Source organism: Streptomyces spongiae, from assembly GCF_009377185.1.
Taxonomy (GTDB): domain Bacteria; phylum Actinomycetota; class Actinomycetes; order Streptomycetales; family Streptomycetaceae; genus Streptomyces; species Streptomyces spongiae.
In genome coordinates, this window is sequence record NZ_VJZC01000420.1 from 1 (window position 1) to 8,900 (window position 8,900).

Annotated in this window: 9 protein-coding genes; 6 read left to right on the forward strand and 3 right to left on the reverse strand. The window is 69.6% G+C overall.

The window, feature by feature from the left end; genetic code table 11:
• Positions 1 to 69: 69 nt before the first annotated feature.
• The gene (locus FNH08_RS36670) at positions 70 to 537 is read left to right on the forward strand and encodes a GatB/YqeY domain-containing protein (RefSeq protein WP_152775856.1); all 468 of its coding nucleotides are present in this window, start codon (positions 70 to 72) and stop codon (positions 535 to 537) included.
• Between the two features lie 126 nt (positions 538 to 663).
• Here FNH08_RS36670 and FNH08_RS36675 read toward each other — a convergent pair whose 3' ends face one another.
• Complete coding sequence (locus FNH08_RS36675; protein ID WP_152775857.1) at positions 664 to 2,928, reverse strand: transglycosylase domain-containing protein; 2,265 nt, start codon at positions 2,926 to 2,928, stop codon at positions 664 to 666.
• 408 nt (positions 2,929 to 3,336) lie between these two features.
• Between FNH08_RS36675 and wblA the strand changes: the two genes are divergently transcribed.
• Positions 3,337 to 3,675, forward strand: a complete 339-nt coding sequence (gene wblA / locus FNH08_RS36685; protein ID WP_194238732.1) for a transcriptional regulator WblA — start codon at positions 3,337 to 3,339, stop codon at positions 3,673 to 3,675.
• A gap of 159 nt (positions 3,676 to 3,834) precedes the next feature.
• On the opposite strand, the gene FNH08_RS36690 is transcribed toward wblA, so the two are convergent.
• Both FNH08_RS36690 and FNH08_RS36695 read right to left on the reverse strand, forming a co-directional pair.
• A complete protein-coding gene (locus FNH08_RS36690) occupies positions 3,835 to 5,328 on the reverse strand; it encodes an ArsA family ATPase (protein WP_152775859.1) in 1,494 nt (497 codons plus the stop codon).
• Entirely contained in the window at positions 5,325 to 6,302 is a 978-nt protein-coding gene (locus FNH08_RS36695; protein ID WP_322726077.1) for an ArsA family ATPase, read from the reverse strand. The genes FNH08_RS36690 and FNH08_RS36695 overlap by 4 nt, the downstream gene beginning before the upstream one ends.
• A 106-nt stretch (positions 6,303 to 6,408) precedes the next feature.
• Between FNH08_RS36695 and FNH08_RS36700 the strand changes: the two genes are divergently transcribed.
• From FNH08_RS36700 to FNH08_RS36715, 4 genes are all read left to right on the forward strand, one after another.
• Positions 6,409 to 6,570 (forward strand): DUF4177 domain-containing protein, encoded by a 162-nt coding sequence (locus FNH08_RS36700; protein WP_003975360.1) that lies wholly within the window; start codon positions 6,409 to 6,411, stop codon positions 6,568 to 6,570.
• Positions 6,567 to 7,034 (forward strand): RidA family protein, encoded by a 468-nt coding sequence (locus FNH08_RS36705; RefSeq protein WP_322726078.1) that lies wholly within the window; start codon positions 6,567 to 6,569, stop codon positions 7,032 to 7,034. The genes FNH08_RS36700 and FNH08_RS36705 overlap by 4 nt, the downstream gene beginning before the upstream one ends.
• A 91-nt stretch (positions 7,035 to 7,125) precedes the next feature.
• Complete coding sequence (locus FNH08_RS36710; RefSeq protein WP_152775861.1) at positions 7,126 to 8,007, forward strand: NUDIX hydrolase; 882 nt, start codon at positions 7,126 to 7,128, stop codon at positions 8,005 to 8,007.
• Between the two features lie 25 nt (positions 8,008 to 8,032).
• Positions 8,033 to 8,863, forward strand: a complete 831-nt coding sequence (locus FNH08_RS36715; protein ID WP_152775862.1) for an MBL fold metallo-hydrolase — start codon at positions 8,033 to 8,035, stop codon at positions 8,861 to 8,863.
• Positions 8,864 to 8,900 lie beyond the last annotated feature (37 nt).

Here is an 8,900-nt window from a genome sequence, read left to right on the forward strand (position 1 = left end):
GCCACGCCCCGGCCACGCCCCGTGAAATCTACGGGCGGCTGCCCCTGAGCACCTGCGACAATCAACCCCATGACCACGCTCAAGTCGAAGCTGCAGGAAGACCTCAACGCCGCGATCAAGGAGCGCGACGAGCTCCGCTCCTCGACGCTCCGGCTGACGCTCGCCGCGATCACCAAGGAGGAGGTCGCGGGCAAGGAGAAGCGCGAGCTCTCCGACGACGAGGTCCTGAAGGTGATCACCAAGGAGGCGAAGAAGCGGCGCGAGGCCGCGGACGCCTTCGCACACGGTGGCCGGGCCGAGCAGGCCGAACGGGAGAAGGCGGAGGGCGAGGTCCTCGCCACGTACCTGCCGAAGCAGCTCTCGGACGAGGAGCTCCAGCAGATCGTCGCCCAGGCCGTCGAGGAGGCGAAGGCGGCCGGCGCTGAGGGCCCGCGTGCGATGGGCCAGGTCATGAAGATCGTCAACCCGAAGGTGGCGGGTCAGGCCGAGGGCGGCCGCGTCGCCGCGGTGGTCAAGCAGCTCCTCGCGGGTGGCTGAGTAGCCCGAGCCTCTGGTTGGTAGCCCCGAGCCTGTGGCCGGTAGGCCCCGGTCCTGATACGGCGGTGGGGTGCCCTTGATGAAAGGGGCACCCCACCGCCGTATCGCTAGCGGACGGTCAACCGATCAACGGCCGAACCCGCCGTTCCCGTTCCCGTTGCTGCCGCCGTTCCCCTGGCCCTGGAAGATGTTCTCCGGGATGGAGAAGGACGGGGTGGGGAAGGTGCCGGTGCCGCCGTTGATCAGGCCGCCGTTGTTGCCGTTCCCGTTCCCGTTGTCGTCGTCATCGTCCCGGTCGCGGTCACGGTCGCGCTTGCGCTCGTCGGGGATGTTGATCAGGTTGAAGTTCGGCGCCTCCCAGCCCTGCAGGGCGCCGGCCATCATGTCGCGCCAGATCGGGCCGGGGACCTCACCGCCGTACACCTTCGCGCGGTAGACGCCGCCGATGGTGATGTCGACCATGCGCCGCTTGTGCGCCGGGTCGCCGACCCAGACGGCACCCGCCATGTTCGGGGTGTAGCCCACGAACCAGGCCGCGTAGCGGAAGTCCGTCGTACCGGTCTTACCGGCGCTGGGGCGGCTGCCGAGGCCCGCCTGCGTACCCGTACCGTCCTCGACCACGCCCTTGAGGAGGGTGTTGATCGTGTCGGCGGTGGTCTCCGACATCGCGCGGTGGCAGGTCGACTTCGGGACGGTGAGCGACTTCGTCTTCCCGCCGACGCGCTGCTTGATCGACTGGATGGCGATCGGCGTGCAGTACGTGCCGCGTGAGGCGAAGGTCGCGTACGCGTTCGCCATCGTCAGCGGCGACATCTCCTGGGTGCCCAGGGCGATCGACGGGTTCTGGCCCATCTTGGCGCCGTCCGCGCGGTTGACGCCCATCTCCTTGGCCATCTTCGTGACCGGGCAGATACCGATGTCGGAGATCAGCTGCACGTAGTAGGTGTTGACCGACTTCGCGGTCGCCTCCTTCATGCCGTACGGGCCGACCTCCGACTCGTTCTCGTTGGTGAGCTTCGCGCCGTCGGTGTTCACCCAGTTCTTGCCGTCGCAGGCCGAGATCGGGCTCGGGTAGGCCATCTCGTACGGCGACGAGAACCGCTTCGTCGGGGACATGCCGTCCTCGATGGCGGCCGCGGCGACGATCGGCTTGAACGTCGAACCGGGCTGGTAGCCGGCGCCGCCGCCCATGTCCTTGTCGACCGAGAGATTGATCGTCGTCTCGTTCTGCTTGGTGTCGATGCCGTACGGGCGGGACTGACCCATCGCCAGGATCTTGCCGGTGCCGGGCTGGACGATCGTGGCGGCGGTCGCCACACCGTCGCGCTGTCTGACGTGCTCCTTGATCGAGCTCTGGACCGACTTCTGGGCCTGCGGGTCCATCGTCGTCCGGATCGTCAGGCCGCCCTGGTTCCAGATCTTGGCCCGGGCCTCCTTGGTCTTGCCGAAGACCGGGTCGTTCAGGAACACCTCGCGCACGTAGTCGCAGAAGAAGCCGGCTCCCTTGACCGCCGTGATGCAGCCGTTCTTCGGCTTGCTGACGTCGAGTCCGAGGGGTGCCTTCTGGGCCTTGACCGCCTGCGCGCGGGTGATGTCGCCGACCTGGGCCATGCGCTGCAGCACCACGTTGCGACGCTTCTTGGCCTCCGCCTCGTCGTTGATCGGGTCGTAACGCGTCGGCGACTGGACGATGCCGGCGAGGAGCGCCGCCTCGTCGAGGTCCAGGTCCTTCGCGGACTTGGAGAAGTAGCGTTGCGCGGCGGCCTCGACGCCGTATGCCTGCTGCCCGAAGAACGTGATGTTGAGGTAGTTCTCCAGGATCTGCTTCTTGCCGAGCTCTTCCTCGAGCTGGATCGCGCGCCTCAGCTCGGCGATCTTGCGGCCGATGGTCTGCTGGGTGGCCTGGGCGACCTTCGTCGGGTCGTCGCCGGCCTCCTCCACCGCGACGTTCTTCACGAGCTGCTGCGTCAGCGTGGACGCGCCCTCCTCGACACCGCCGCTCTGCGCGTTCTTGTTGAGGGCGCGGAGGACACCCTTCAGGTCGACGGCGCCGTGCTGGTAGAAGCGCGAGTCCTCGATGGCGACGATCGCCTTCTGCATGACGGGCGCGATGTCCTTGAGCTCGACCACCGTGCGGTCACGGGAGTAGACCGTGGCGATCTGGCCGCCGTCGCTGTCGAGGATCGTCGTGCGCTGGCTCAGCGGCGGGCGCTTCAGATTGGCGGGGAGTTCGTCGAACCCCTCGACCGACCCCTTCGCGGCCAGCCCCAGTGCGCCGACCGCGGGCAACGCGATGCCCGCCATGACGGCTCCCGCGAGCACGCTGACACCGAGGAACTTGGCGGCCTGCTGCGTTGACGACAGGCCCCCGCCCGAGCGCTTGTTTGGCATGAGGGCAGCCTACGTTCTCAATCGCCGGACACGCGTATATGCCTTGGCCTAAGCTGCTCTCGACTGTCACAGCAGTAGGCCCACGTATCAAGTACGTCTGGCGAACCCGAATCGTTCCGACGTTCTCCCCACTTTTTTCCGGGGGCGTGTCCGAATCCGCCTCGTGTGTCACATGGCGTCCGTTGTGGCGCAGCGCAACTGTCCCGTTCTGGCGGGAAAGTCACGTATGTCCTCAGGTCACTCCCGCGGGTGATCTGCCGCTTACCCATAGTCCGTTCGGGCCATTCAAGATTGGGCCCGAAGGGGGTGTTGCGCTGTGCCCGCCTTCCGTAACGTCCTCAACTGGCGGCGGTGAATATGCCGCTGCCGCCGTGGGGGAGCCTCGATTCGGGAGAGGACGGCGCCGGTATGGGCTGGGTTACCGACTGGAGTGCGCAGGCTGCCTGCCGCACTACCGATCCGGATGAACTGTTCGTTCAGGGAGCAGCGCAGAACAGGGCCAAGGCGGTGTGCACCGGATGTCCGGTGCGCACGGAGTGCCTGGCCGACGCGCTGGACAACCGCGTCGAGTTCGGCGTGTGGGGAGGCATGACGGAGCGCGAGCGCCGCGCACTGCTGCGCAGGCGTCCGACCGTCACGTCGTGGCGCAGGCTGCTGGAGACCGCGCGTACGGAGTACGAGCGCGGTGCGGGCCTGCTGCCCCTCGACGAGGAAGAGGTGTACGAGAACTACGCCGCGGTGAGCTGAGCGGGCTGTGAGCTGCGCGAGCTGAGGGCGACTCACGCCGTTGGAGTTCACCGCTCCGTGTTGGAGTTCACTGCCGGGTCCACTGAGGGCGCCCATGGGGCGTCGGCGCGTCGGGCAGGTGTGCCGACTTCCGGGTGCCCCAGGTGTCCGTACCGGTGCTCAGGCACCGGTCGTGGGCAGCTCCGGCTGTATGGCCGCGAGGCGGTCCCCGATGTTCCGCAGTCCCGCGAGGTCATGGACATCGCCGGGCAGCGCGGCCACTTCGGCGACGGCCACCTCGGGGTGGAGCGCGGTGAAGCGGTCGCGCGTGCGCTGCTCGCGAGAGAGCAACTGCATGCGCTCGGCGTGCAACCTCAACAGGCCTGCGGCGAGTTGGTCGACGGTCCTGTCCGTCGCGTCCGTGACGGTCCTGTCCGTCCGGTCCGCGGTGGCCCGGTCTGCGGCGGGGGAGCCTGCTTCGAGCGGGGGAACCTCGGACGCGTGACCCTCGGATGCCGGAGATTCTGAACTGCCGTACGTGTCGGGAGAGTTACGAAGTCCTACTTTCCCGCCCACCTGATCGACAATGCGGGGATCGGCAAGATTTTCCGTGGCGGCGGGGTCGGCCGCGCCGGGATCGCTCGGGTCGGCAGGATCAGCAGGATCAGCAGGATCGGCGGCGAGGTCGAGGTTCTCCGCGGCGGCGAGCGCGCGCTCGGCGGACAGCTGGGCGGCGCCACTGCCGTGGACCCGGTTGAGCACCAGACCGGCGAGCGGCATGTCCTCGGCGGCCAGACGCTCCACGAAGTACGCGGCCTCGCGCAACGCGTCGCGCTCCGGGGCCGCCACCACCAGGAACGCCGTGCCGGGAGCCTGCAGCAGCTTGTACGTGGCGTCCGCACGCGTGCGGAACCCGCCGAACATCGAGTCCATGGCGGCCACGAAGGTCTGCACGTCCTTCAGGAGCTGGCCTCCCAGGAGCTTCCCCAGGGCGCCCGTCATCATCGACATCCCGACGTTCAGGAACTTCATCCCCGCGCGTCCGCCCACCTTCGCCGGTGCCAGCAGCACCCGGATCAGCTTCCCGTCCAGGAAGGAACCGAGCCGTTTCGGGGCGTCCAGGAAGTCCAGCGCGGAGCGCGACGGCGGCGTGTCGACGATGATCAGGTCCCACTCGTCCCGCGCGCGCAGCTGCCCCAGCTTCTCCATCGCCATGTACTCCTGCGTGCCCGCGAAGCCCGCCGAGAGCGACTGGTAGAAGGGGTTGCCCAGGATGGCGGCCGCCCGCTCGGGGTCCGCGTGCGCCTCGACGATCTCGTCGAAGGTGCGCTTCATGTCGAGCATCATGGCGTGCAGTTCGCCGCCGGCGGTGTCGTCGATGCCCTTCACCCGGCGCGGCACGTTGTCCAGTGAGTCGATGCCCATGGACTGCGCCAGCCTGCGGGCCGGGTCGATGGTGAGCACCACGACCTTGCGGCCGCGCTCGGCGGCACGCAGACCGAGGGCCGCCGCGGTGGTCGTCTTGCCGACGCCTCCGGAGCCGCAGCACACCACGATGCGGGTCTTCGGGTCGTCGATCAGTGGATCGACCGCCAGGGCGCGGGCGGAGTCGATCGCTCGATTGGGGTCGTGCGGGTGGGCCGAGTCGTGGGTGGAGGCAGGGTCCGGACTCATGAGATCCCTTGCTGACGCAGTTCCGTGGCCAGTTCGTAGAGGCCCGCCAGGTCCATGCCCTCGGCGAGCAGCGGGAGTTCGTGCAGCGGCAGGCCCAGCTCCCGCAGCACGGCCCGCTGCTCGTGCTCCAGGGTGTGGCGCTCGGCGTACTCGTCGGCCTGCTCCAGCAGCGGCTCCACGAGCCGCTCGGCGTTGCCGCCGCGCCGTGCTCCGCCGAGCCCGGCCGCCGAGAGCGACTTGGCGATGGAAGGACGGGACGCGGCTTGCAGGAACTCCAGGTCGCCGCCGTCGAGTACGGCGGGACGCACCATGTTCACGATGATCCGGCCCACCGGCAGCCGGGCCGAGCGCAGCTCCGCGATGCCGTCCACGGTCTCCTGGACGGGCATCTCCTCCAGGAGCGTCACCAGGTGCACGGCGGTCTCGCGGGACTTCAGGACCCGCATCACCGCCTGCGCCTGATTGTGTATCGGGCCGATCTTCGCCAGGCCCGCCACCTCGTCGTTCACGTTCAGGAAACGGGTGATGCGGCCCGTGGGCGGTGCGTCCATCACCACGTAGTCGTACGTGAACCGGCCGCTCTTGTCCTTGCGGCGCACCGCCTCGCACGCCTTGCCGGTCAGGAGTACGTCCCTGAGGCCCGGCGCGATGGTGGTGGCGAAGTCGATGGCGCCGAGCTTCTTCAGGGCGCGGCCGGCGCTGCCCAGCTTGTAGAACATCTGGAGGTAGTCCAGAAGGGCCAGTTCGGGGTCGATCGCGAGCGCGTACACCTCGCCACCGCCCGGAGCCACGGCGATCTTCCGTTCCCCGTACGGCAGCGCTTCCGTCTCGAAGAGTTGTGCGATTCCTTGTCTGCCCTCCACCTCAACGAGGAGTGTGCGCTTGCCCTCGGTCGCGAGGGCGAGCGCGAGTGCTGCGGCGACCGTGGTCTTGCCGGTACCGCCCTTGCCGCTGACGACCTGGAGCCTGCTCACGTCTTCGAGCCTAACCAGTCCGCGTGCGGGCTACGCCGGAGGCTGTGGATAACGCGGCTGTGGTCGGCCGCATGAGCCGTGTGGCGCAGCGGCTAAAGTCGGCCGCATGACCAAGTGGGAATACGCAACCGTGCCGCTGCTCGTCCACGCCACGAAGCAGATTCTGGACACCTGGGGCGAGGACGGCTGGGAGCTCGTCCAGGTCGTGCCCGGGCCGAACAACCCCGAGCAACTGGTGGCCTACCTGAAGCGGGAGAAGCAGGCGTGAGTGCCGTCGAGGCGAAGCTGGCGGAGCTCGGACTGAGCCTGCCCGAGGTCGTGCCGCCGCTGGCCACGTACCAGCCCGCCGTGCGGTCCGGCGTGTACGTGTACACGGCCGGCCAGCTGCCCATGGTGGACGGCAAGCTGCCGGTCACCGGCAAGGTCGGCGCGGAGGTCACCCCGGAGGAGGCCAAGGACCTGGCCCGCACCTGTGCGCTCAACGCGCTCGCCGCGGTCAAGTCCGTCGCCGGTGACCTCGACCGCGTCGCGCGCGTGGTGAAGGTCGTGGGCTTCGTCGCCTCGGCCGCCGACTTCACGGGCCAGCCCGCCGTCCTCAACGGCGCCAGCGAACTGCTCGGCGAGGTCCTCGGCGACAAGGGCGTCCACGCCCGCAGCGCCGTCGGCGTGGCCGTGCTCCCGCTGGACGCGCCCGTGGAGGTCGAGATCCAGGTGGAGCTGACGGAGGGCTGACCTACGGCTCCGGAGCCAGGCAAAAGCGCGCTCCTGGAGCCACCGATTGTTGCCTCTCGAACATCAGGGCACTACGGGATAGCCTCCGGCCATGGCGAACGGTCAGGCGAACGGCCAGTGGTACCCCCCGGAGTGGCCGGATCGCATCCGCGAACTGGCAGAGGGCACGCTCACCCCGGTCGTCCCCAAGCGGGCGGCCACGGTCATCCTGCTCAAGGACACCGCCGACACCCCCGTGGTGCACATGCTGCGCAGACGCGCCTCCATGGCCTTCGCCGGAGGCGCGTACGCGTACCCGGGCGGCGGCGTGGATCCCCGTGATGACGAGCGTCACATCCGCTGGGCGGGCCCCACACGCGCGTGGTGGGCCGACAGGCTGGGGGTCGACGAGACCGGCGCCCAGGCCATCGTCTGCGCGGCCGTACGGGAGACGTACGAGGAGGCGGGCGTCCTCCTCGCGGGCCCGACCGCCGACACCGTGGTCGGCGACACGACGGGGGAGGACTGGGAGGCGGACCGCGCGGCCGTGGCGGCCCGCGACCTGTCCTTCGCGGAGTTCCTGGAGCGCAGGGGGCTGGTGCTGCGCTCCGACCTCCTCGGTGTCTGGACCCGGTGGATCACTCCGGAGTTCGAGCCCCGCCGCTACGACACCTGGTTCTTCGTGGCCGCCCTCCCGGAGGGCCAGCGCACCCGCAACGCCTCCACGGAGGCCGACCGCACCGTGTGGATCCGTCCCCAGGACGCGGCCGAGGCGTACGACAAGGGCGACCTGCTGATGATGCCGCCCACCATCGCGACCCTGCGTCAGCTCGCCCCATACGCCACGGCCGCGGAGGCACTGGCCGCCGCGCCGGACCGCGACATGACCCCCGTCCTGGCGCAGGCACGCCTGGAGGACGGCGGGATCGTCCTCTCCTGGCCCGGTCACGACGAGTTCACCAAGCACATCCCGACGGGGGGAACCTCCGCATGAGCAACGTCCTGGAAGAGGCCCTCGCATGACGGACGCCTCCGCACTTCCCGGCCAGCCACGGGGCGGGGTCCTCTCGGGCCTCGCCACCCCGCGCGCCGTCAACGTGCTCGCGCCCAACGCGTCCGCGATGACGCTCGACGGCACGAACACCTGGATCCTGTCCGAGCCCGACTCCGAACTGGCCGTCGTCGTCGACCCGGGGCCACTGGACGACGGCCACCTGCACAACGTCCTCGACACGGCGGAGAAGGCCGGGAAACGGATCGCGCTGACGCTGCTCACGCACGGGCACCCCGACCACGCGGAGGGCGCGGAGCGGTTCGCCGGGCTGACGGGGACCAAGGTGCGCGCGCTGGACCCGGCACTGCGGCTCGGGGACGAGGGGCTGGGCGCGGGTGACGTGGTGACCGTCGGCGGGCTGGAACTGCGGGTCGTCCCCACGCCCGGTCACACCGCCGACTCGCTGTGCTTCCATCTCCCGGCCGACCAGGCCGTTCTGACCGGTGACACCATCCTGGGGCGCGGAACGACGGTCGTGGCCCACCCTGACGGCCGTCTCGGGGACTATCTCGACTCGCTGCGGCGCCTGCGGTCGCTGACCGTCGACGACGGCGTGCACACCGTCCTCCCGGGCCACGGTCCCGTCCTCGACGACGCCCAGGGCGCCGTCGAGTTCTATCTCGCCCATCGCGCCCACCGGCTCGCCCAGGTCGAGACGGCGGTCGAGGACGGCTACCGCCAGGCGGGCGAGATCGTGGCCCACGTGTACGCGGACGTGGACCGGTCGCTGTGGCCGGCGGCCGAGCTGTCGGTGCGGGCGCAGCTGGACTACCTGTCGGAGCACGGGCTCATCTAGCTAGGCCGGCGGGTCGTCGGGGCGGGGTCGTCGGGGC